The sequence below is a fragment of the Flavobacterium sp. HSC-61S13 genome, from assembly GCF_024171535.1.
Classification (GTDB): domain Bacteria; phylum Bacteroidota; class Bacteroidia; order Flavobacteriales; family Flavobacteriaceae; genus Flavobacterium.
The window spans coordinates 22,235-45,404 of sequence record NZ_JALJZV010000015.1 but is presented as its reverse complement, the minus strand read 5'-3'; the positions used below and the strand labels follow the sequence as shown (position 1 = coordinate 45,404).

General features: G+C 36.9%; 20 protein-coding genes and 2 tRNA genes. 18 read left to right on the top strand and 4 right to left on the bottom strand.

Annotation, left to right across the window (positions count from 1 at the left end; all coding sequences use genetic code 11):
* Positions 1–204 precede the first annotated feature (204 nt).
* From L1275_RS13185 to L1275_RS13175, 3 genes are all read left to right on the top strand, one after another.
* Positions 205–768, top strand: a complete 564-nt coding sequence (locus L1275_RS13185) for a GNAT family N-acetyltransferase (protein ID WP_253474164.1) — start codon at positions 205–207, stop codon at positions 766–768.
* Between the two features lie 219 nt (positions 769–987).
* Positions 988–1,719 carry a bifunctional demethylmenaquinone methyltransferase/2-methoxy-6-polyprenyl-1,4-benzoquinol methylase UbiE gene (gene ubiE, locus L1275_RS13180; protein ID WP_253474161.1) on the top strand — a complete coding sequence of 244 codons (732 nt, stop codon included), beginning with the start codon at positions 988–990 and terminating at the stop codon, positions 1,717–1,719.
* A 91-nt stretch (positions 1,720–1,810) separates the two neighbouring features.
* Positions 1,811–2,524, top strand: a complete 714-nt coding sequence (locus tag L1275_RS13175) for a porin family protein (RefSeq protein ID WP_253474158.1) — start codon at positions 1,811–1,813, stop codon at positions 2,522–2,524.
* Positions 2,525–2,550: 26 nt separating this feature from the next.
* On the opposite strand, the gene L1275_RS13170 is transcribed toward L1275_RS13175, so the two are convergent.
* A complete protein-coding gene (locus L1275_RS13170; protein WP_253474155.1) occupies positions 2,551–3,282 on the bottom strand; it encodes an RNA methyltransferase in 732 nt (243 codons plus the stop codon).
* A 74-nt stretch (positions 3,283–3,356) separates the two neighbouring features.
* Between L1275_RS13170 and L1275_RS13165 the strand changes: the two genes are divergently transcribed.
* From L1275_RS13165 to accD, 3 genes are read left to right on the top strand one after another with little or no spacing between them, the layout of a single operon-like run.
* Complete coding sequence (locus tag L1275_RS13165; RefSeq protein WP_253474299.1) at positions 3,357–5,873, top strand: BamA/TamA family outer membrane protein; 2,517 nt, start codon at positions 3,357–3,359, stop codon at positions 5,871–5,873.
* Positions 5,874–5,920: 47 nt separating this feature from the next.
* Positions 5,921–6,988 carry a class II fructose-bisphosphate aldolase gene (gene fbaA / locus L1275_RS13160; protein WP_253474152.1) on the top strand — a complete coding sequence of 356 codons (1,068 nt, stop codon included), beginning with the start codon at positions 5,921–5,923 and terminating at the stop codon, positions 6,986–6,988.
* 42 nt (positions 6,989–7,030) lie between these two features.
* Positions 7,031–7,888: an acetyl-CoA carboxylase, carboxyltransferase subunit beta gene (gene accD, locus L1275_RS13155; RefSeq protein WP_253474149.1), complete on the top strand. Its 858-nt coding sequence runs from the start codon at positions 7,031–7,033 to the stop codon at positions 7,886–7,888.
* Positions 7,889–7,965: 77 nt separating this feature from the next.
* Here accD and L1275_RS13150 read toward each other — a convergent pair whose 3' ends face one another.
* Positions 7,966–9,216 carry an ABC transporter permease gene (locus L1275_RS13150; RefSeq protein ID WP_253474146.1) on the bottom strand — a complete coding sequence of 417 codons (1,251 nt, stop codon included), beginning with the start codon at positions 9,214–9,216 and terminating at the stop codon, positions 7,966–7,968.
* A 231-nt stretch (positions 9,217–9,447) separates the two neighbouring features.
* Between L1275_RS13150 and purH the strand changes: the two genes are divergently transcribed.
* The 7 genes from purH to L1275_RS13115 all read left to right on the top strand — a co-directional run bounded on the left by purH (position 9,448) and on the right by L1275_RS13115 (position 17,211).
* On the top strand, positions 9,448–10,974 hold the full coding sequence (purH, locus tag L1275_RS13145) for a bifunctional phosphoribosylaminoimidazolecarboxamide formyltransferase/IMP cyclohydrolase (protein WP_253474144.1): 1,527 nt from the start codon (positions 9,448–9,450) through the stop codon (positions 10,972–10,974).
* Positions 10,975–11,028: 54 nt separating this feature from the next.
* Positions 11,029–12,057 carry a rod shape-determining protein gene (locus tag L1275_RS13140; protein WP_219289889.1) on the top strand — a complete coding sequence of 343 codons (1,029 nt, stop codon included), beginning with the start codon at positions 11,029–11,031 and terminating at the stop codon, positions 12,055–12,057.
* A 9-nt stretch (positions 12,058–12,066) separates the two neighbouring features.
* Complete coding sequence (mreC, locus tag L1275_RS13135; protein ID WP_253474141.1) at positions 12,067–12,897, top strand: rod shape-determining protein MreC; 831 nt, start codon at positions 12,067–12,069, stop codon at positions 12,895–12,897.
* Positions 12,890–13,396 (top strand): rod shape-determining protein MreD, encoded by a 507-nt coding sequence (gene mreD, locus L1275_RS13130; RefSeq protein ID WP_253474138.1) that lies wholly within the window; start codon positions 12,890–12,892, stop codon positions 13,394–13,396. The genes mreC and mreD overlap by 8 nt, the downstream gene beginning before the upstream one ends.
* Positions 13,393–15,270, top strand: a complete 1,878-nt coding sequence (gene mrdA / locus L1275_RS13125) for a penicillin-binding protein 2 (RefSeq protein WP_253474136.1) — start codon at positions 13,393–13,395, stop codon at positions 15,268–15,270. The genes mreD and mrdA overlap by 4 nt, the downstream gene beginning before the upstream one ends.
* A gap of 1 nt (position 15,271) precedes the next feature.
* Positions 15,272–16,525, top strand: a complete 1,254-nt coding sequence (rodA, locus tag L1275_RS13120) for a rod shape-determining protein RodA (protein WP_253474134.1) — start codon at positions 15,272–15,274, stop codon at positions 16,523–16,525.
* A 65-nt stretch (positions 16,526–16,590) separates the two neighbouring features.
* Positions 16,591–17,211, top strand: coding sequence for a hypothetical protein (locus tag L1275_RS13115; protein ID WP_253474132.1), 621 nt, complete (start codon positions 16,591–16,593; stop codon positions 17,209–17,211).
* A gap of 308 nt (positions 17,212–17,519) precedes the next feature.
* Here the strand turns inward: L1275_RS13115 and L1275_RS13110 are convergent.
* Together L1275_RS13110 and L1275_RS13105 are read right to left on the bottom strand one after the other, a co-directional pair.
* Positions 17,520–17,592: transfer RNA gene (locus L1275_RS13110), tRNA-Phe, on the bottom strand.
* Between the two features lie 45 nt (positions 17,593–17,637).
* Positions 17,638–17,710 (bottom strand) — tRNA-Phe (locus L1275_RS13105).
* Positions 17,711–17,838: 128 nt separating this feature from the next.
* Here L1275_RS13105 and L1275_RS13100 point away from each other — a divergent pair.
* The 5 genes from L1275_RS13100 (at position 17,839) to L1275_RS13080 (ending at position 23,055) form a co-directional block, all read left to right on the top strand.
* Entirely contained in the window at positions 17,839–18,594 is a 756-nt protein-coding gene (locus L1275_RS13100) for a type III pantothenate kinase (RefSeq protein WP_253474130.1), read from the top strand.
* On the top strand, positions 18,566–19,834 hold the full coding sequence (locus tag L1275_RS13095; RefSeq protein WP_253474128.1) for a hypothetical protein: 1,269 nt from the start codon (positions 18,566–18,568) through the stop codon (positions 19,832–19,834). Before L1275_RS13100 ends, L1275_RS13095 begins: the two co-directional genes overlap by 29 nt.
* 10 nt (positions 19,835–19,844) lie before the next feature.
* Positions 19,845–20,405 carry an LPS export ABC transporter periplasmic protein LptC gene (lptC, locus tag L1275_RS13090; protein ID WP_253474126.1) on the top strand — a complete coding sequence of 187 codons (561 nt, stop codon included), beginning with the start codon at positions 19,845–19,847 and terminating at the stop codon, positions 20,403–20,405.
* A gap of 22 nt (positions 20,406–20,427) precedes the next feature.
* On the top strand, positions 20,428–20,625 hold the full coding sequence (locus L1275_RS13085; protein ID WP_253474124.1) for a hypothetical protein: 198 nt from the start codon (positions 20,428–20,430) through the stop codon (positions 20,623–20,625).
* Positions 20,626–20,949: 324 nt separating this feature from the next.
* Positions 20,950–23,055, top strand: a complete 2,106-nt coding sequence (locus tag L1275_RS13080; protein WP_253474121.1) for a peptidylprolyl isomerase — start codon at positions 20,950–20,952, stop codon at positions 23,053–23,055.
* The last annotated feature ends 115 nt before the right edge of the window (positions 23,056–23,170 follow it).

Sequence of the window (23,170 nt, the reverse complement as noted above, 5' to 3'; positions counted from 1 at the left end):
CAACTGATCACAGCAAAAAAAGCACTCCAGCTCTAACCCGTATTTCGGTAAAGCAACACTATGCCAAGTCGGTAAAGCAACACTATGCCAAGAACAACGAAGTACAAGCTCTAAAAAATTGCCCTCCTTTTCACTATAGTATACTAAGCAAAAAACGTACTTTTGTGTTTGACAAATATTTTACTCACCTAACATTTAAATCAGATGATAATTAGAGCTGCAAAAATTGAGGATCACGACATCGTTCCAGAAATGATGTTACAAGCCATGGAAGATATTGTTTTTTCCTTTATTGGCAAGAGTGACATCGAGGAAGCCATCCAGTTTTTAACTCATTTTTTTCGATCAGAAAACAACCAATATAGCTATCAAAATACTTTCGTTGCTGTTGATGAGCACGAGGACATCTGGGGTTCTATTACGTGTTATGACGGGGGTAAACTCGAAGAATTGAGAAAGCCGGTATTAGAACACATAAGCAGTCGTTATGGTTTAGAATTGCATCCTGAGAACGAAACCCAAGCCGGGGAATTGTATTTAGATACTCTAGCAGTTGCACCTTCAGCTCAAGGCAAAGGAATTGGCAGTTCATTATTACAGCACATCATCCAATATGCGCGTGAACAGCAGTATAAACAAGTTGGTTTACTAGTGGATTTTGAAAATCCAAATGCTCAAAAACTCTATGAAAGAGTTGGCTTTAAAGCCAAGGAGACTCTGACATTTATGGGCGGTGAATATTACCATATGGTTTACGACCTAAAATAAATTATATTAAGAAATCCGTGTTTGACCGAGGTCTACACGGATTTTTACTTTCTCTTTTGATCTGACAATACGACTCCTTAGCCACTGCTTCGTTTACAAATTATCTCCTCTTAATAGCAACGCCTACTCTTTTGACGATTTATAGCTTTTAAAGGGAATATCGCGATTTGCTCACAACCATATTTACAAAGAATACCTATATTTGTAAAAAATAGAGAAATGTCAAAGAATATCACCCCATATAAAGAATCCGAATTAGGCAAAAAAGAACAAGTGGCACAAATGTTTGACACCATTTCTGGAAAATACGACCGTTTGAACCGTATTATTTCATTGGGAAATGATGTAAAATGGCGTAAAAAAGTTCTTAAACTAGTCGCCGACACCAATCCAAAACGCGTATTAGACATCGCTACAGGAACAGGCGATTTAGCTATTTTAATGGCAGAAACCCAAGCTATACAAATCATCGGATTGGATATTTCTGAAGGTATGCTTGAAGTGGGTAAACAAAAAATAAAAGAAAGAAACCTGAACAGCCGCATTGAGATGGTCTTAGGTGATTCCGAAAATCTTCCCTTTGAGGACAATTATTTTGACGCAATTACCGTTGCCTTTGGAGTACGAAATTTCGAAACCTTAGAAAAAGGGCTTGCCGAAATACTGCGTGTGTTAAAACCAGGAGGAATTTTTGTGATTTTAGAAACTTCTGTGCCTACAAAATTTCCTTTTAAGCAAGGATATGCTATATTTACCAACGGATTGATGCCAATAATTGGAAAAATATTCTCAAAAGACAAAAAAGCATATACTTATTTATCAGAATCGGCAACAAATTTCCCTTATGGAGAAGCGTTAAACAATATTTTGAGAAAAGTTGGGTTTATAGAAGTTAGAGATATGCCACAGACACTTGGTGGAGTAGCTACCATTTATGCCGCATCTAAGTAAAAAAAGATCGTATTTAACGCGAAGTTTACCCATTGGTAGCATCAAATTAAACACGGCGGTGAGCTGTATACTAAAAAACAAAAAAACTCAAATGAAAAAAATATTCTTCATTGCTATTGTACTGTTTAGCTGTCAAAGCTTTTCACAATCTATGTTTGGTAAAAAACCTTTACTCAACATGCAAGATTGGGACAAACAACGCGTGTATTGGGGATATTTCCTAGGGTTTAACTCCTATGACTTTAAATTTGATTACGACCCTACCTATTACGAAAAAAACAACGACTTAGATGTAGAAGTCAGAACGAACATTGGCTTTAATGTCGGATTGGTTGGAAACCTGCGTTTGATGGAGTATCTGGATCTGCGCTTTGAGCCGGGTTTGTACTACTCGCAGCGAAATTTACATTTCCCCAATATAGCTAATCAGGGCTCTGCGAATCGCGAAGTCAATTCGACCTATATACATTTCCCGCTATTATTAAAATTTTCAGCTTTACGAACTGGAAATGTTCGTCCTTTTGTAGTAGGAGGATTTTCTTCTACACTGAATTTGAGCAGTAATTTCAATTCTAAAGACGACAATTACGAAGGGCGATTCAGAATGAAACAATGGACGAACAATTACGAATTGGGGGTTGGAGTTGATTTATATTTTGAATATTTCAAATTTTCCCCATCGATTCGTGGCGTATTCGGTATAGACGACGAGCTGATTCGAGATAATCGCCCAGAGAGTCCTTGGACCGGCGGCATTGAATCGATGAAAACGAGAGGTATCTTTGTTAACTTTACTTTTCACTAGAGTAAAGCCGCAGTCACACCCCCTATCTAATTGGCACGAGAAAATTCACTGAGCACTATAGCTGTGGCCATCGCGACATTTAAGCTTTCGGTTTGTTGTAAATCACCAAATCGCGGTATAGCGATACGTTGATTGACCAAAGATTCTATTTCTGCCGAAATGCCGTTTGCCTCATTCCCCATCACTATAAGTCCTTCCGCAGGCAACTCCTGTTTGTAAATAGATTGCCCATCCATAAAAGTTCCGAATATCGGCAAATGAGCCTTTTCTTTTAAAAATACGGGTAGGTCAAGATAAACGACATCAACTCGAGTGACAGAACCCATCGTTGCTTGAATCACTTTTGGATTGTAAACATCCACCGTTTGGGGCGAACATACCAAATGGCGAATCCCGAACCAATCGCAAAGACGAATGATCGTTCCCATATTCCCCGGATCGCGAACATCGTCTAAAACCAATACCAATCCATTGATTGGCTTCACTTCTGCCTGAGGAATTTCAAATATTGCCAAACAATTATTGGCGGTATTCAAAGCGGTAATCTTGCTTAAATCACTGTCTGATATTAGCACAACCTTACTTGGGTCTACCTTGATATCAACCGCTTCTGTACAAAATAATTGCTGTAATTTTAAATTGGAATTGACCAACTCTTGGATTACTTTTACTCCTTCAGCAAGAAATAATTGATGTTGTTTGCGGTATTTTTTTTGCTGCAAACTTTTTATTAGTTTGATTTGGTTTTTAGTAACCATAAAAAATGTATTTTTGACCTACTATTTATATTGACTTGAAAGATAAAACATCAAAAATAGCACTATTTCTATTAATAAGTGTAAGTTTTTTTTCTTGTACTCTCACTAGGAGAGTTCCTGAGAACCGCTCGTTGCTGATGCAAAACGAGATTTTCGAAAATGGAAAGAAAAATTCAACCGAAGCAGTACACAATCAACTATACCAACAGCCAAACAGCTCTATTCTTGGGTATCGATTGCGCTTGCACTTATACAATTTAGCCAAACCCAATGCCGATTCAAGTTATCAAGCTTGGCTGGACAAACACCCAACAACACACCGCAATTTAACCGCCTTTTTATCGGAAAAACAGGTAGGTCGTTTGGGAAAATCCTTTGCCGTTTCTGGTTTTAGTCAATTTTTAAAGAATACAGGAGAGCCTCCGGTCCTATACGAAGAGAACCGAATGAATCGTTCCGTTATCCGTTTAAAAAATTATTACTTCAATCAGGGTTTTTTTAATACAACTGTACAGACTCAGGTTGACAGTATCGGCGATCAAAAAACAAAAGTCACTTACCAAATCGAAACGGGAAAAGTATATGTGATTGATTCTGTATCCACACGCATCTTTACTCCTGCACTCGATAGTTTGTATAAAAAAAATGCCTCCAAAGCCCTAGTGGTACCAGAGAAAGTGTACAATTCAAAAGACTTTGAAGCCGAGCGAAAACGCATTACCACAAGCTTTAGAAATAATGGTGCCTATTATTTTCAAGAGAGCAACATTCACTACGACGTTGACACGATTAACAACAACCACAAAGCCAATATCGAATTAATCATCGATGATAGAACGGTAAAGTCCGGAGACACCTTAGTACAAGTACCGTTTAAAATTTACAAAATCAGCGATGTTAATATCTTTACCGACAATACTTCTAAAAAGGTAGAAAATATTGCCGACAGCATCAACTTTAACAATTTCAATATTTATAGTGCCAACAAATTAGAATACCGCCCTAAGGCGTTAACCGATGCTATTTTTATTACTAAAGGAAGTACTTTTAGTGATTTCCGTAGGGTACTAACTTCGAGGTCAATCAGTAATTTACGTATTTTCAATTACCCATCTATCGAATATATCGAAGATCAACGAGACAGTACCGGTCAGTCTTTGGTAGCTAATATCTTTTTGACGCCGCGTAAAAAAATGACTTTTAACCCCTCGTTAGACGTTACCCACTCCAATATACAAGATTTTGGTATTGCGGGAAACATGGGGCTTATAATCCGAAATGTATTTAGAGGAGCAGAAATCCTAGATATCGGTTTACGTGGAAGTGTCGGATCATCAAGAGATATGGCCAATCCCAATAACGTCTTTTTAAATGTATCAGAATACGGTATTGACACCAAATTGTCTTTTCCACGTTTGGTTTTCCCGATAAAAACCGAGAGCATTATCCCCAAGAGCATGCTTCCGAGAACCATGATGAGTTTTGGTCTTTTCAGACAACAAAACATCGGATTAGACAAAGAGAATTTCACGGGAATCGTCAACTACAGCTGGTCTCCAAAACGAAATACCAGTTATAGTTTGGACCTATTGAACTTACAATATGTACGAAATACCAACCCATCAAATTACTTTATCGTTTACAAATCCTCTTATAACACCTTAAATGACATAGCACAACGCTATGAAAAAGACGGTGACTATTTCGATTCCAAAGGAGATTTAGCCATACAAGATGGCAGAGCCAATACTTTTATTAATGATGTATTAGCCGGACAAACAAGTGTATTACCCGGTACGTCTGATTACCAAAACGTTCGCAGTATTGAAGAACGTCGATTGAGGTTATCGGAGAACAATCTTATTTTAGCAGCCAATATTTCATTTACCAAGTCGTCTAAAACCGATATTAAGGATAATAATTTTTATACTTTTAAAGCTAAATTTGAATCTGCTGGAGGATTGGTTAGTCTTTTGACAAAAAGCAATAAATCAAATGTCAATGAAAATGGGAATCATACTTTACTCAATGTAGAGTTCTCTCAGTACGTCAAAACAGAAATTGATTTTATCAAATACTGGGATCTAGGTCGCCAACAAGTTCTTGCCTTCCATACTTTTGGAGGTATTGCCATTCCGTATGGCAATTCAAACAGTATTCCTTTTTCTCGAAGCTATTTTGCCGGTGGATCAAATGACAACCGCGCTTGGCATTCATACCGTCTAGGTCCTGGTAGCAGTGGCGCCATCAATGATTTTAATGAAGCAAACATGAAATTATTTGCCAGTGCAGAATACCGATTTAACATTACGGGAAAATGGAATGGAGCCTTATTTTTGGATGCTGGGAATATATGGAATATCTTTGATCACGTAGAAGACGAAGCTTATACCTTTAATGGCGTAAAATCCTTGGGTGATTTGGCCTTAGGAAGCGGTTTTGGACTTCGATATGATTTTAGTTTCTTTGTCTTTCGATTCGATTTAGGATTTAAAACCTACAATCCATCGAAACCAGAAGGAGAAAAATGGTTTAAAGAACTCAATTTTGGAAAGGTGGTAGTAAATGTTGGAATTAATTATCCTTTCTAATCAAATAATAATTATTAATTTTGTCAACTCTTAAACACACAACTAATATGGCACATAATATAAAACCTGGAGTAGCTTTTGGCGACCAAGTACAGGAAATCTTTAGATACGCAAAAGAAAAAGGGTTTGCTTTGCCAGCAATCAATGTAACGAGTTCAAGTACGATTAATGGGGTAATGGAAACAGCTGCCAAGTTAAACGCACCAGTGATTATACAATTTTCAAATGGAGGTTGCTCGTTTATAGCGGGAAAAGGTTTGTCAAACGAAAACCAGAAATCTGCTATTGCAGGTGGAATTGCCGGAGCAAAACACATCCATGCCTTAGCAGAACTATACGGAGCCACCGTAATATTGCATACCGACCATTGCGCAAAAAACTTATTGCCTTGGATTGATGGTTTATTAGATGCCAGTGAAGAAAACATGAAAATCTATGGAAAACCGCTTTTCAGTTCACATATGATTGATTTGTCGGAAGAACCAATTGAAGAAAATATTGAGATTTCTAAAAGATACCTTGAGCGCATGAGCAAAATGGGAATGACCTTGGAAATTGAATTGGGAATTACTGGTGGTGAGGAAGATGGCGTAGACAATTCGCATGTTGATTCTTCAAAACTGTATACGCAACCGGAAGAAGTTGCTTATGCTTACGAAGAACTTTTAAAAGTAAGCCCTCGTTTTACCATCGCAGCAGCCTTTGGGAATGTACATGGTGTTTACAAACCAGGAAATGTCAAATTGACTCCTAAAATTTTAAAGAACTCCCAAGAATTTGTAGCTAAGAAATTCCAAACTACTGACAATCCAGTTGATTTTGTATTTCATGGAGGATCTGGTTCTACTTTAGAAGAAATTAGAGAAGCTATTTCTTATGGAGTAATCAAGATGAATTTAGATACCGATTTGCAATTTGCCTTTACAGAAGGCGTTCGCGATTATATCGTAGAAAACGTTGAATATTTAAAAACCCAAATAGGAAATCCAGAAGGCTCCGAGTTACCGAACAAAAAGTACTACGATCCTAGAAAATGGGTAAGAGAAGGAGAATTGACTTTTAATGCCCGTTTAAAACAGGCTTTTGAAGACTTAAATAATGTGAATACATTATAATTCTTCGCTCTTCACTATATTATAAAATAAAATAAAGAATTTATGGCTTGGTTTAAAAGAACAGAAAAAGGAATACAGACCCCAACAGAAAACAAAAAAGACGTCCCAAAAGGTTTGTGGTACAAATCGCCAACGGGAAAAATTATTGATTCTGATGAGCTAGCGCACAATCTTTGGGTAAGCCCTGAAGACGGATACCACGTTAGAATAGGCAGTAAAGAATATTTCGAGATTCTTTTTGACAACAACGAATATAAAGAAATTGCAAAAAATCTTACTTCAAAGGATCCTTTGAAATTTGAGGATACCAAAAAATACGTTGATCGCTTGAAAGAAGCCATGGACAAGACCCAACTAAAAGATGCGGTTCGCGTTGCTGTTGGAAAATCTAATGGATCTGCTTTAGTTATAGCCGCAATGGACTTCGCATTTATTGGTGGATCTATGGGAGCGGTAGTTGGAGAAAAAATAGCTCGAGGTATCGATTATTCTATCAAACACAAGATTCCATTTATGATGATTTCCAAATCTGGAGGTGCTCGTATGATGGAGGCGGGATATTCTTTAATGCAGATGGCTAAAACCTCTGCAAAACTAGCTCAGCTCGCTGAAGCAAAAATACCTTATATCTCCATGTGTACCGATCCTACAACAGGAGGTATTTCAGCATCGTTCGCTATGTTGGGAGATATCAATATCGCTGAACCAGGAGCCTTAATAGGATTTGCTGGTCCACGTATTGTAAAAGACACTACGGGTAAAGATTTGCCAGAAGGCTTTCAAACCTCTGAATTTTTGTTGGAACACGGTTTCTTAGATTTCATTACTTTGAGAAAAGAACTAAAGAAAAATGTTAATCTCTATTTAGATCTGATTCTAAACAGACCGATTAGCAAATAATCTACAGTATAAAAAAAGGCTCTTAATCTATTTAAGAGCCTTTTTTGTTATCGTTTAATCGGCAATCGACAAATACCTTAATTACCCGTCCGGATGGCTTCTACAGGATCTAACTTGGAAGCGGATACAGCAGGAAGAATTCCAGACAAAAGCCCGATAAACACCGCCAAACCAGTTCCGATTACAATATTGCTAAAGCTCAACACAAACTCGAAATCCAATAATTGAGTCACGATCATGGCAATAATCCAAACCAAAACCATTCCGATCAATCCGCCAAACAAAGACAATATCACGGCTTCAAATAAAAACTGAAACAGTATAAATCTATTTTTCGCACCCAACGACTTTTGAATTCCAATCAAACTGGTTCGTTCTTTCACGGAAACAAACATAATATTGGCAATACCAAACCCACCTACCAATAGTGAAAAGCCACTGATAATCCAGCCTACTATATTCATTTGTCCAATAATATTATCAACCATTTCCAACATACCGGCAATAATATTTACAAAAAAATTATTGTCTTCCGAAGGCTTTATACCTCGATATGCGCGAATTTTCTGAGTGAGCTCATCCTTGAACTCTTCTATATCTACACCTTGCTTCGGTTTTAAAACTATTGCGGGCGTCGCTCTCAAAGTATTGTCTCCAAAAACTTGACGGTAAAAATTCGAACAGATAAATGCCTTAGCGTCTTTACTCATTCCGAAGCTCGTCATCCCCTCTTTCTCTAACACACCTAAAACGGTAAACCGTCTTCCGTATAAACGCACGTATTTTCCAATGGGATCTTCGGTTCCAAATAAATTGACCGCTACTTCATGTCCTAACACAATCACTGCCGCTCCGGAACTGGATTCGGATTCATTGAAAAATCGTCCCTGAGCGATCTTTAGATTATCTAGAGATTCTATTTGCGCAGTACCGGGTTCAATACTAATATCATTAACCGTATTAGCCCCGTATTTAATATTTTCGGAGCTGGTAAATAAGTTGAACGAAATCTTATCGATATCAGCGACATTTCTACGCAAATATTCATATTCATTATAGGTAAACTTCGGGAACTGATTTATTTTCCACTGGGGGATATCAGAGGGTCCAAATGGATGATTGAATAAATAAATCATATTGCGATCAATACCGCTTAGATCTGACTTAATCTTTCGATCCATAGAGTCCACAGCAGATAAAACGGCTATAATCGAAAAAATACCCACCGTCACTCCTAGTAGCGATAAAATGGTCCGCAGTTTGTTGTTTCGCAAAGCATTAATTGCAAAAAAGAAACTTTCGTTAAGTAATCTTAAGTATAACAGCATATTTTTATGGAGTATTACACCGCGTTAAGACGTGCTCTACCCTATTAGTAAACACCGGCGTAATTTTGTTACAAATTACAATAAATAAAAATAAATCCAGTGTATTCTCGATCGGAAACCCGCTTGTAAAATAAGCTTTCAAAAAAAACATTTTTTTTTTAAAATCATGTTCAGAATTCTTTATAAATACGTGAACAATAACTACTTTTGCAGATTAAACCAAAACGCAACATGAACACAACTAAAACAATTCAATCGGCTTTAATTTCCGTTTTTGACAAAGACGGTTTAGAACCAATCGTAAAACAACTTCACGCCAATCAAGTAACGATATATTCTACTGGAGGAACTGAAACATTTATCAAGGATTTAGGTATCCCTGTAGTAGCAGTTGAGGATGTAACTTCGTATCCGTCTATCTTGGGAGGTCGCGTTAAAACGTTACACCCAAAAATTTTCGGAGGGATTTTAAACCGTCAAGATCATGAAGGTGATGTAGCACAAATGAAGGAGTTTGAGATTCCACAGATTGATTTGGTTATTGTGGATCTGTATCCTTTTGAAAAAACAGTAGCTTCAGGAGCTAGCGAAGCTGATATCATTGAAAAGATTGATATTGGTGGTATTTCGTTAATCCGTGCTGCCGCTAAAAACTTTAAAGACACCATCATCGTAGCCTCTGTCAATGAATACGAAGCTTTTTTAGAGATGATCGTTAGCCATAATGGAGCTACAACTTTGGAGCAACGTCGTTGGTTGGCTACAAAAGCTTTCCACGTATCATCTCATTACGACAGCGCTATATTTAATTACTTCAACACTGAAGAAACGATTTTAAAGACCAGTTTAGACAACGGTCAGGAGTTGAGATATGGCGAAAATCCTCATCAAAAAGGTTTTTTCTTCGGAGAATTTGATCAAATATTTGATAAGTTACACGGAAAAGAATTGTCTTACAACAATTTACTAGATGTTGATGCTGCTGTGAACTTAATGGGAGAGTTCAAGGGAGAACAACCTACTTTTGCCATACTCAAACACAACAACGCTTGTGGAGTAGCTCAAATGTCCACGATGAAAGAAGCTTATTTAGCTGCATTAGCAGGAGATCCAACCTCTGCTTTTGGAGGAGTTCTAATAGCGAATGGAAATATTGATGTTGCTACAGCAACGGAAATAAATTCTTTATTCTGTGAAGTGGTTATCGCTCCATCTTATGACGATCAAGCTATTGAGATTTTAAAAGAAAAGAAAAACAGAATTGTTTTAATACAAAAAGATCTTGAGCTTCCTAAGAAACAAGTGAGAACTTGTCTAAACGGAATTTTAGTTCAAGAAAAAGATTTAATTACAGACAATAAAGAACATTTATCAAACGTTACTACTACGGCTCCTTCTCAAGAAGAAATTGAAGACTTGTTGTTCGCTTCGAAAATCTGTAAACACACCAAATCCAATACGATAGTATTGACCAAAAACAGACAGCTATGTGCTTCAGGCACAGGCCAAACATCAAGAGTTGATGCCCTTAAACAAGCCATTGAAAAAGCACAAGCTTTTCAATTTGATTTAAGAGGAGCTGTTATGGCCAGTGATGCTTTTTTCCCTTTTCCAGACTGTGTAGAAATCGCTCATAATGCCGGAATCTCTGCTGTGATTCAGCCGGGGGGTTCTATCAAAGATGAATTGAGTATAGATTACTGCAACAAAAATAATGTTTCCATGGTATTTACTGGAATTCGTCATTTCAAACATTAATTTTATTATTTTTGTAATCTAAAATTTTATAACCTATAAAACCCTTTTAATTGTATGGGATTTTTTGATTTCATGACCGAGGACATCGCTATTGACCTTGGGACTGCTAACACACTGATTATCCACGACGGAAAAGTTGTTGTTGATAATCCTTCTATCGTAGCTCGCGATAGAACAACGGGTAAAATTATTGCTGTTGGTAAAGAAGCTAGTTTAATGCAGGGAAAAACTCATGGTAACATAAAAACAATCCGCCCTTTAAAAGACGGTGTAATTGCTGATTTTGACGCTTCGGAAAAAATGATCAGTATGTTCATTAAAAGTATTCCTGCACTGAGAAAAAAACTTTTCACTCCAGCTCTACGTATGGTAGTTTGTATTCCTTCGGGAATTACCGAAGTAGAAATGAGAGCGGTAAAAGAATCTTGTGAGCGCGTTAATGGAAAAGAGGTATATCTAATCCATGAACCCATGTCAGCAGCTATAGGTATTGGTGTAGATATCATGCAACCAAAGGGAAATATGATTGTGGATATAGGTGGAGGTACCACTGAAATCGCAGTAATAGCTCTTGGAGGTATCGTTTGCGACAAATCTGTAAAAATTGCCGGTGATGTTTTCACCAATGATATTATTTATTATATGCGTACCCAACACAATTTATTTGTTGGAGAAAGTACCGCCGAAAAAATAAAAATTCAAATTGGTGCCGCAACAGAAGATTTAGAAGCACCACCAGATGATCTTTTAGTACAAGGTCGAGATTTATTAACCGGAAAACCAAAACAGGTTACCGTTTCCTATCGTGAAATTGCCAAAGCTTTGGACAAATCAATCCAACGTATCGAAGACGCTGTTATGGAAACCTTATCTCAGACGCCTCCAGAATTAGCAGCAGATATTTACAACACAGGTATCTACTTAGCAGGAGGAGGTTCGATGTTAAGAGGACTGGACAAGCGTATTTCTCAAAAGACCGACCTACCTGTTTATATTGCTGAAGATCCTTTAAGAGCCGTTGTAAGAGGGACTGGACTAGTAATAAAAAACATCAATAAGTTTAAAAGCATACTTATCAAATAATATTTACACATGCAGCAAATAATAAATTTTTTTATAAAAAACAGTACTAAGTTACTGTTTTTGCTGCTTTTGGCAACTTCTTTACTACTTACTATTCAAACGCACTCCTTTCACAGGAGTCGCGTTTTAGGTTCTGCTAATGCCTTCACCGGTTATGTCTATGAAAAGATCAACAATACCAAGATCTATTTTAGCCTCAAACAGCAGAATGACGAATTAGCATTTGAAAATGCAGCGCTTAAAAAAATTCTTTACAACTCCATTAATCCAAGCGATTCACTAGAAATCAACGAGAGTAAACCTATAGAAAATGTTGAGTTTGAAGTTATACTCGGCAAGGTGATTCGCAATTCTTTTAAATCAAAAGAAAACTACCTCACGATAAAAGGGGGAGCAAAAAACGGCATTCGCCCCGACATGGGAGTTATCAACAGCAGAGGTGTTTTAGGAATCATAGAAGTATCGTCAAACAATTACTCTACCGTACAAAGTATCTTGAATGTCAAGTCACAGATCAACGCCAAAATAAAGGGATCTAATCACTTTGGTACTCTAAACTGGGATGGTAAAAATACGGGCTACGTACAACTGATCGACATCCCCCGTTTGGCAGATCTACACAAAGGAGATACCATAGTAACCGGAGGTAAGTCGATTATATTCCCAGAAAACATTCCAATTGGAGCGATAGACAAAGTTTTTGTCGACAAAAGCTCTAATTACTATACAATCAGCGTGCGTCTATTCAATGATATGACCAATTTGGGTTATGTATACATCATCAAAAACAACGACATTGAAGAGATCAACCATTTAGAAGAAGCAACGAAAGATGAATAGCACTGTAACATTAAATATCATTCGATTTATACTGTTGTTCGCCCTTCAAATTTTGGTGTTTAACAATATGGAGCTTTTTAATTTTATTAATCCGTTCCCGTATATCTTATTTATACTGCTTTTCCCTATAAATGGAAATAAAGCTTTTTTAATCATCTGTAGTTTTATCTTAGGCTTAGGTTTGGATATGTTTGAAAACTCTGGAGGTGTTCATGCAGCAGCCTGCGTTATACTCGCCTATTACAGAGAAGACCTGCTTAAATTTTCATACGGTATCAGCTACGAATACCACACCATCAAAATAACGGACAAAATCTCTAAAGAGCTCTTTACTTATTTACTTATAGGAGTACTACTCCATCATACCATTTTATTTGGCCTAGAAATATTTAGATTTAATTTTATTTGGGAAATTCTTTTACGAACTTTACTGACAACATTATTCACCCTAATACTATGCATCTTAATAATTTACTTGATCAAACCATCTAAAAAATGAGAAAATTCCTCTTACCCTTTTTAATTGTATCCGTTGCTATCGCAATATTGGTAAGACTACTTTATTTGCAAGTAATTGACGATTCCTATATTAAGAAGTCTGAAAACAACGCTTTAAAAATTGTTTATGAATACCCAGAACGCGGTTATATTTATGACCGAAACGGCAAATTATTAATTGCCAATCAACCCTCATACGACATTATGGTCATCCCTCAGGAGGTTAAAGAAATCGATACGATAGCGCTTTGCCAAATGTTGGACGTAACCAAGGAAGACTTTATAAAAAAACTAGACAAGGCCCGTGTTTACAGTCCGCGTCTACCCTCTGTATTTTTACCTCAATTAAACAAGGCTGAATATGCTGCTTTTCAAGAAAAGATCAGGCATTTCAACGGTTTCTATATCCAAAAAAGATCACTACGTGACTATCAAGTACATTCAGGAGCCAATATCTTTGGATATATCCGCCAAGTCAACGAACAAAACGTCAAGGGAAGCTCCTACTATCGAAGTGGTGATTTAATCGGAATCCAGGGAGTCGAACAAGAGTACGAAACTGTTTTAAGAGGAACAAAAGGAGTGAAATATATTCAAAGAGATCGTTTTAATAGGGAAATTGGTTCTTTTAAAAACGGTCATTACGATACGATCGCCGTTAAAGGAGAAGACATCACACTAACCCTAGATGTCGACTTACAAGAATACGGTGAACTACTGATGCAAAATAAGCGCGGAGGTATTGTTGCTATTGAACCCAAAACAGGTGAAATCTTAGCTTTAGTCACCGCACCTAGTTATGATCCCAGCTTACTCGTTGGTAGAGATCGATCTAAGAACTATACCGCCTTATTCAATGATTCGATTTCGAAACCTTTATTTAACCGCGTATTGTCTGGTGAATATTCTCCGGGATCCACTTTTAAGATATTAACTGGATTAATTGGTTTACAAGAGGAAGTGATTAATGAACAAACCGCTTTTGTTTGTAATCACGGTTTCTTTTATGGTAGAGGTGCTTTTATGAAATGCCACGATTCAGGAAGCATTTCGTTAAACAGAGCCATCGCCAGTTCTTGCAACACCTACTTCGCTAACGTATATAAAAGAATTATTGAAAAATACAGCAAACCGCGATACGGTATTGATGCTTGGAGCAGCCATCTAAAAAGTTTTGGATTGGGTGAGTTTCTTGGCTATGATTTACCAGACGGACGAAAAGGACATATTCCCTCGTCAAACTATTATGACCGTTGGTATCCCAATGGAGGTTGGCGAAGCACCACTACCATTTCCAACGCCATTGGACAAGGCGAGGTCGTTATGACTCCGATGCAGTTAGCCAACATGATGGCCACTATTGCTAACAGAGGGTATTTTTATACACCACATATTATCAAAAAAATTGAGAAACACGAAATAGATCCGAAATTCACCACCAAAAACATCACTACTATTGACCCACAATATTTCACTCCTGTTATTAATGGTTTGTTTGATGTATATAATTTTGGATCGGGACGCAGTGTTCAACTCGATGGAATTGAAGTTTGCGGAAAGACAGGAACTGTAGAAAATTTCATCAAAGTAGGCACAAAAAGAGTACAATTAGCAGACCACTCTGTATTTGTCGCCTTTGCACCTAAAGACGATCCGAAAATAGCCATTGCCGTATTTATCGAAAACGGAGCTTGGGGAGCTCGATGGGCAGCCCCAATTACCAGCTTGATGATAGAGAAATACCTGCGCAAAGAAATAACGAGAACGGACTTGGAGAAAAGAATGCTAGAGGGCAGTTTAGAAAGTGAATACGCCAAAGTAATCACCTTACAACAACAAGCCAAACTACCACAACAAGCCAAATTACCACAATAGGATGAAAAACCAAAGCGTTAAAAGCACCATTGATTGGATATCAATCCTGCTCTACTTTACTCTCGTTTTTGCTGGCTGGCTCAATATATATTCTGCCTCATTACCCAATGAAGCCACTTCATTTTTTGACTTAAATCAGATCTACGGACGCCAGCTACTATTTATCATGGCTTCGATACCCTTAATAATATTAGTAGTATCGATCGATGCAAAGTTTTATGAAAAATACCCGATGATTTTCTACATTATCGGTATACTCTCGATATTGGGACTGATGGTTTTTGGAAAAACGGTTAAAGGACAAACCAACTGGTACCAATTTGGTGGATTTGGAATTCAACCTTCTGAGTTTGTAAAAACTACTACAGCACTACTACTAGCTAAGTTTATCGCCGACTCTCAAGACAGCTTAAGTACCTTTAAGGATCAAATGATTGCCTTAGCCATCATCGGCATACCGACACTATTAATTTTACAGCACGATACGGGAAGCGCCATGCTTTTCGCCTCACTAATATTTGTGTTGTATCGGGAGGGCTTGCCCTCATGGTATCTGTGGACGGGTTTTATCGTGATTGCTTTATTTGTCATGTCGTTAGTTATCAAGCCCGGTTTTATTATCGGATTAATAGCAGTGGTCAGTATTATTCACTTTATTTTTAACAAAAAGATCAACAGAAATCCCTTTTTATATCTCGGCTTGGCCGTGGTGATGATGACTTTTGTATTTTCTGTCGATTATGTATACGACGAAGTATTGGAGCCCCACCAAAAGGATCGAATCAATGTATTGATTGGCGAAGATGTCAATCTTCAACGAGAGGGCTATAACTTAAACCAATCAAAAATAGCCATTGGTTCAGGAGGTTGGTTTGGAAAAGGATTCTTAGAAGGCACTCAAACCAAAGGAGGATTTGTACCTGAACAACACACCGATTATATTTTCACCACTGTAGGTGAGGAATGGGGATTTGTTGGCGCCTCGGTCATTGTCATTTTATTTGTTTGCTTATTTCTACGGCTGATATACCTGTGTGAACAGCAAAAATCACGATTTACACGAGTCTACGGTTATTGCGTCGTCTGTTTTCTATTTATTCATTTCGGACTAAACATAACTATGCTCGTAGGTTTATTTCCAACAATCGGTGTACCCTTACCTTTTTTCTCTTATGGAGGATCCAGCTTGCTAGCCTTTACTATATTGTTATTTATTTTTCTCAAACTAGATGCAAATAAAGTAAACGAATGGTAAAATTGGCATCTAATTTGCCTTACAATTAAAATCAACAAACAAAAACATCTAACTCAATTTTTACAATGAAAAAAACACTATGGTTTGTAGGTATTCTATTTGCCTCAACTCAATTGATGTCTGCACAAGAAGTTTCTACTATCGAAACTGAAAAAAACAAAGCGATTGAAAAAATACAAGAAATCTCCACGGAAAAAACAGAAGTAAATACAGCTTTAGAGCAAGTTAAAGAAAGTACACAAACCGTTGGTAATGAAACCGAAAAACTACAAGCTAAAGAAGAAGAAATTCGCTTAAAACACCAACAAGATCTACTTAACGCCGAACAAAAGAATCAAGAAAAACTTGTTAAGGATTTAGAACAAAAGGAACTTCAAGCAATTAAGGATCAAAAAGCGCTTGAGAAAGCGCAAAAGAAACTTGAAAAAGAGCAAAAACTTGAAATTAAAAAACAAGATAAGTTAGCGAAATCAACGCGTAAACTCCAAAAAACAAAAAGCAAACTCTACAAACAAGAGGACCGCCTGAGAACGCAAACCGACAAATTTGAAAAAAACCTTCGAAAAGGATCTTTAACCCCTTTAAAAGAACTCAAAGGAAAAGCAGAGCTATTGAAGTTAAAAACAAAAGTTCAAACCTTAAAACTTGATGTGGAACGCATGGAATTAGAAATGAGAACCATTTAATTTTTCAACGGCTAACCACAAATAATATTAATAAAAAAACTGCCTAGGCAGTTTTTTTTTATACCTAAACATTCTCTTTACCATACAATCCAGAAATGCCCTACAAACGCTTAAAACTGCCCCAAATAAGGCACTTCAAGCTGCATTGACACACTCAATTGAAAACCTACAACGCTACCGCGATAAAACAAGAATCAAAAACACCTAGCACGATCAAACCCTTTAGATGCGCCCTGCTCCTTTACTTTTTTAAATTACGAAAAAAAAGTCAAAAAAAAATCCCAATCAATTAAGATCGGGATTTTTTGTGGTGCCTCCAGGAATCGAACCAGGGACACATGGATTTTCAGTCCATTGCTCTACCAACTGAGCTAAGGCACCTTAAAAGTAAACTTTTAAGCGGCTTGTAAATCAAAAGCAAATTTGTGGTGCCTCCAGGAATCGAACCAGGGACACATGGATTTTCAGTCCATTGCTCTACCAACTGAGCTAAGGCACCATTTGGCTTTTGATTTCAACGACATACTGTCCTTGTAAGCGGTTGCAAATATAGAACAGTTTTTTATTTAAACAAACCCTTTTGCAAAAAAATCATTACATATCTTTGCTTGAACCAACTATTCTACCATGCTTTTAACCATTGATATCGGCAACACCAGAACCAAAGTCGCTTTATTTGAGAACAATAGGATTGGAGAAATTCACATTTTGGAGCATGAAAATTTTTTAGAAAATTTTAAAAAAATTTTAAAAAAAATCACTCCCACCCCCAAAATCATCCTTTCTTCTGTTGGAAAATTGGAACCAGCTACTTTAAATTGGCTCCAAGCCCATTCCGAGTTGATCATTATTAGCCATAAAAGTCCTTTTCCGTTTCAAAATGACTACAGCACCCCAACGACACTTGGTATTGACCGCATGGTATTGGCCGCTGGCGCCACTTTGATGTATCCGCAGCAAAATCGTTTAGTAATCGACGCCGGCACTTGCGTAACCTATGATTTTATTTCACAACACAATCACTATCTGGGAGGCGCAATTTCACCGGGAATTGGTTTGCGTTATAAATCCTTACACGATTATACGGCCAAACTCCCGCTATTACAACTACAAGAACCTCTAGACATCATCGGTAATTCGACACAAGAATCGATACACTCCGGTGTTATCAACGGATTGAGCTGCGAAATCGACCAACTAATTGAAACGTATCAGTCTCGTTTTCAAGATTTAACTATAATTTTAACAGGAGGGGATGCAGTTTTTTTGGCAAAAAGACTAAAAAACACCATATTTGCCCATTCAAACTTTTTATTAGAAAGCTTGAATTCCATACATCAATATATAATTGACAATGATAAAAAAAATCTTTCTAGGCCTTAGTTTACTAATTGGATCTACAGCATTAGCACAACAAGGAACTGCATCACCTTATTCCTTTTACGGAATCGGAAACGTGAATTTTAGCGGAACCAACGAATACAAAGCTATGGGGGGGATTAGTACATACTCTGACAGTATACACCTAAACCTGAAAAACCCTGCTTCCTTTTCCAAATTAAAACTAACCACTTTCACTTTAGGAGGAACAAACACTTCATCGACGCTTAAAAGCAACGACATAAAAGAGAAGGCAAATAGTACTTTAGTAGATTATATCGCAGTGGGAATCCCAATAGGACGTTTTGGAGCATCCTTTGGAATCCTACCATTTTCTTCTGTAGGTTACAAAATTCACTCCGACATTGCAGTTGGCGATCAAAAGAGATCAAAAGATTTTGTTGGTGAAGGAGGAATCAATAAAGCCTTTGCAGGACTATCCTATTCGATTTTACCCAATTTACAAATTGGAGCTGACTTCGCTTATAATTTTGGAGACATTGACAAAAGTGCCACCGTTTTTATTTCTGATGATGGGAGTAATTTTTTTATATCCAAAGGATCTAGAGAGCGCGTTAAAACCAACTACAGCGGTTTTACTTTCAATACAGGATTACTCTATAATCGAAAAGTAAAAGGCTACGACTGGCATAGTAGTTTTACCTATGCACCCGAAACCAAAATCAGTGCAGAATCGACTGCCTTTCTAGATATCGTTCAGATCGCAAGTAACGGAACAGTTAACGCCGTTGAAACGCGCGAAATCGAAGCGGCAAATAACGACTTAACCATGCCATCTAAGTTTACCGTTGGAACGGGAATTGGAAAAGCTCAAAAATGGTTTGTAGGCGCCGAATTTACGCAAACACAAAACAGCAAATTAAAAAACAATTATCTAACTTCCGACATGGCGAGTTTTGAAGATTCTCAAAAATATACCGTTGGAGGTTACTACATACCAAAACACAATTCCTTTACGAGTTATTTTGACCGCATTGTTTACCGCGCTGGATTTCGTTTCGAAAACACCGGTTTAGTATTGGACAACCAATCGATAAACGACTATGCGTTTAGCTTAGGAGCAGGATTCCCTGTTGGAAGAAATCTAACCAACATCAACCTGAGTCTAGAATATGGACAAAAAGGAAAAAACACCAATACTTTAATTCAAGAGAATTACTTTAATGTTTCTGTTGGTATTTCGTTAAACGATTTGTGGTTTGTTAAACGTCGTTTCGAATAAAACAAAGCCCATGTCATTAATAAAAACAACGTTATCAACCATCAGCTTAATGACCGTATTGGTCCTTATGGCTTCTTGTGATAGCAATTTTAAAAAAATACAAAAAATAAACTCAGTTCCTTTTTTTGCCTCAGGTGATGCAGAAAACATCAATTTAAAGTACGTCGATTCCGGACGCGTAAAAGCCATCCTATTAAGTCCACGTATGTTAGATTACAGTCAAGTTAAATATCCCTTTACTGAATTTCCAAAAGGTATTGACTTGACACTGATTGATGCCAAAAACCAGAAAAGTTCGGTAGTGATCCTTGCGGATTACGCGATCCAATACACCAAAAAAGAACTGATAGACCTCCGTGGCAATGTTATCATTACCAGCGACGATGGAAAACAGCTGAAAACGGAACAACTGTATTACGATCAAAAAAACGATTGGTTCTTTACAGAAAAATTCTATAGAATTTCTGACATCGACAATAGTTTTACCGAAGGAATTGGAATTGATTTTGACAGTAAATTCCAAACGGTCACTGCTCAAAACAGTTATGCCGAAAGAAACAAAACAGACTAAACGTTAAAACACGCCTTGCCTTATGAAACTTTACAATTTTATCCCATATTTCTATTTATTTATTGCTGCGCTTTTCATTTACGATGGAATAACTAAATATTTGAACAGTCAAGATTATTATTTGAATATTGCCGTAGCTGCCGTAGCGATCTTCATGTTTTTCTTCCGCAAGAAATACGCAAAAAAAATGGAAGACCATCACAAAAACAAGCAACAATAATTGATATCAAAACAGCAAATAAAAAACAGAAGCCAAAACTTCTGTTTTTTTTATAGGCAAAGTTTTGACTCACAAGATTGCTTTTTTTTTAGCAGAGATCACTACAACCTTTAAAATTGCCTTTTTTTAAGGGTTTAAAAAAAAGTCCTTAATTTTCTCAAAAGAGAAGCTTAAAAAAAACAAAAAGGGCCTACTTTGGAGAAATTCGACGAAATAGACCCGAAACATCAATATTATTTATAAAAATAAGGATTGATAACTTTTATTATTAAATAGATAATTGTATTTTCGCTCACTGAAAAAAATTACACATACTAAATACACATGGCAGTTTTATCAAAAATTAGACAGAAATCCGTATTATTAATTGCGGTCGTTGGTATTGCTTTACTAGCATTTGTTGTAGGAGACTTAGTTCGAGGCGGAGGCGTCGGTAAGGGTTCTAGAAATGTTGGAAGTATAAATGGTGTTGAAATCAACACCCAACAATTTATGCAAAAAGTAACCCAAGCAGAACAAAGTGGTCAAGCCGTGGGAGCTCAGGCAAACAATATGGTTTGGAACAATGAAGTCAATTCTGTACTTCTTGGAACAGAGTTCGAAAAAATCGGATTAAAAATCGGTAAAGATCAATTGGTAAATGTTATTAAAACAAATCCAAACTTTGCAAACAACCCACAATTTCAAAACCAATTGGGGAAATTCGACATCAATAAATTCAATGAATTTATTGTAACGATGAAAAAAGGCGGTGCAGAGCAATGGAACTCTTGGTTGGCTTATGAAAAAGAATTGGAGAAATTTGCCTTAGAGCAAATGTATTTCTCTATGATACGTTCTGGTTTAAATACGACAACTGCTGAAGCTAAAAATACGTACCAAGTAGAAAACAGCAAAGCAACATTTGATTATGTTACTGTTCCTTACTCTTCAATCAATGACGATCAAGTAAAAGTTACGGATGCTGAAATTCAAACTTACTTAAAGAAAAACGAAAAGCAATACAAATCAGAACCTACACGTGATATCGAGTATGTTTTTGTAAGTAGTCTTCCTTCTGAGAAAGATAAAGCTGAAGTAAAAGAAAATATTAGCGAGTTATTGAAATCTTCAATTGTTTACAATAATGAAACTAAGAAAAACGATACAGTTGCAGGATTTAAGAATACGTCAAATTTAAAAGAATTTGTAAATCTAAACTCTGACGTAAAATTTGACTCTTTATTCTATTCTAAAAGTGATTTACCTTTAGAGTACCAAGAGGAATTATTCAACTTACAGCCAGGAGAAGTTTTCGGTCCTTACTTATTCAATGACCACTATTGCTTAACTCGTTTGGTTGACAAAAAACCTGGAGAAAAAGTTAAAGCAGCACATATCTTAATCTCTTTTGCTGGATCATCATCTCCGATGCCTGGTATCACAAGAACCAAAGAAGAAGCGAAAGCAAAGGCTGATGAATTATTAAAACAAGCTCTTGCAAATCCGGCTCAATTCGGAGCTTTAGCCATGGAAAACTCAGAAGATCCAGGATCAAAGAACAATGCTGGAGAATATGACAATATCGCTAGAGGACAAATGGTAAAACCGTTTGACGAATTCGTATTCAGCAATGCACCAGGGAAAATCGGTGTTGTTGAAACAGACTTCGGATATCACGTAATTAAAGTATTAGAGAAAAAAGATGCTATTCGCTTAGCTACTATCGCTAGAAAAGTAGAAGTATCAGAAGCAACTGCAGATCAAATTTATACTACAGCTACCAAATTTGAACAAGATGTTGCGACTAAAGATTTTGAAGCTTTGGCAAAACAAATGAACTTACCTATCCAACCTTCGACTACAGTTCGTCCGTTTGATGAGCAGTTACCGTTAGTAGGAAAACAAAGATCCATTGTTACTTGGGCTTTTAACAAAGCTACTAAAGTAGGTGATATCAAAAAATTCGACAATGCAGATGGTCACGTTATCGTTAAAGTAAAATCAGCAAACGAAACTGGATTATTAAGTATTGAGGAAGCTAGAGCAACTGTGGCACCTATTTTAATGAATGAGAAAAAAGCTGCTTTGATCCGTCCTAAAATGGAGGGAAAAACTTTAGCTGAAGTTTCTGCTAAAACAGGAGCTACCTTAACTACAGCTACAGATGTTTCAAGACAAAATCCTTTGATCATCAATGTTGGACCAGAACCTAAGGTTGTTGGAAATGCGTTTGCATTAAAAGCTGGAGCACAGTCTTCATTAATTGACGGTAATAAAGGTGTGTATATAATTCAAACTAAGTCGGTGAACCTAGCTCCTGATTTACCAAGTTACAACAACTACAAAACCAAAACCACTACAACAATCCGTGGAACAGCTCAGTCTAAAGTGATGGAAGCGTTAAAAAACAATGCTAAAATTGAAGACCACAGAATGGATGTGATGTAATAATCTCTTTCTGTTATGCATATAAAAAAGCCACTTTATTTCTAAAGTGGCTTTTTTTATCTGATTATTTTAAATGCAAAAAATATCTTATTTTTGCAGCGCTTCGTGCCCATGT